Here is a 1,185-nt window from a genome sequence, read left to right as displayed (position 1 = left end):
CGCAGCCGCTTGCGGTTGAAAGAAGGTCTCGATGAAGGTGAAGATCTCAGCGCGGGCAGTGGTCCGGTCGGGCCAGCGGCGGGTGCCGATCTCCGCTTTCAGCAGCGCGAAGAAGCTCTCGGCGGCGGCATTGTCGTAGCACGAGCCGGTTCGTCCCATGCTCTGCCGCAGCCCCAACCGGCCTATCTCCCGGCGAAGTTCGTCAGCGGTGTACTCCGCTCCGCGGTCCGAGTGCACGATGCAGCCGGGCTGGAGGTCGCTGCGACCGGCGGCCATCGCCAGTGCGTCGACCACCAGGGATGCGCGGTGGTGGTCGGCCATCGAGTAGCCGACGATCTCGCGGGTCGCCAGGTCCAGCCAGGTCGCCAAGTACAGCCAGCCCTCGTCGGTGGGAATGTAGGTGATGTCACCGACCAGCTTCCGGCCCGGGGCGGCGGCCGTGAAGTCGCGGCCGATCAGGTCATGAGCGGGCACCTCCTTCTTCGCCGGACGGGTCAGCGACCGGCGCTTGCGCCGGGTGACCCCGGTGATGTCGCGCTCACGCATGACCCGCTCCACTCGCTTGCGGTTGACCCGCCGGTCCAGCCTGCGCAGTTCGGCATGGATGCGCGGCACCCCGTAGGTGCACCGGGAGGCGATGTGCAAGACGGTGATCTCGTGGGCCAGGGCGTCGTCGGCGGCCCGGCGGGCGGCGCGGGCCTGCGCGCCGGCCATCCAGGCGTAGAAGGAGGACCGGGCCACCTTCAGCAGCCGGCACAACAGAGCGACTGGGTGGGTGGTCTTCTCCGCCTCGATGAACGCGTACACGTCGTTCATCGATCGCTCTCCTTCGCGAAGAAGACCGCCGCTTTTCGCAGCACCTCGATCGTCTCGGCCTGCTCACGGTTCTGCCGCCGCAGCCGACGCAGTTCCTCCCGCTCCGCGCTCGTGAGCTCGCCCGACGCCCCCTGCCCGCGGTCGATCGTGTCCTGCTTGACCCAGTTCCGCAGGCCCTCGGCGCTGACCCCGATCTCCCGGGCCACCTCGGTGACGGTCCTGCCGGAGGAGCGGACCAGCGCGACCGCGTCGCGCTTGAACTCCTCCGAATACCGCCTGCTGCGGTTGCTCTTGCTTCCCACCTGGCACTACTCCCTCTGGAACCTCACGTCCCAGTCTCCAGGTGTCCAACACCAAGGGGAAGCTTCA

The 1,185-nt window shown here is 68.6% G+C and carries 2 protein-coding genes; both read right to left on the bottom strand.

Features of this window, described 5'->3' with window-relative positions; all coding sequences use genetic code 11:
• Positions 1-816 (bottom strand): IS3 family transposase (locus tag P1P70_RS44860; protein ID WP_319248284.1); only part of this gene is annotated, 816 nt, incomplete at its 3' end.
• Positions 813-1,118: a transposase gene (locus tag P1P70_RS44855; protein WP_319248282.1), complete on the bottom strand. Its 306-nt coding sequence runs from the start codon at positions 1,116-1,118 to the stop codon at positions 813-815. The genes P1P70_RS44860 and P1P70_RS44855, both read right to left, overlap by 4 nt.
• Between the last annotated feature and the right edge of the window lie 67 nt (positions 1,119-1,185).

Source organism: Streptomyces sp. MB09-02B, assembly GCF_033794485.1.
GTDB lineage: Bacteria > Actinomycetota > Actinomycetes > Streptomycetales > Streptomycetaceae > Streptomyces.
The sequence above is the reverse complement of the archived record's forward strand: the minus strand, read 5'-3'. Positions and strand labels throughout refer to the sequence as shown.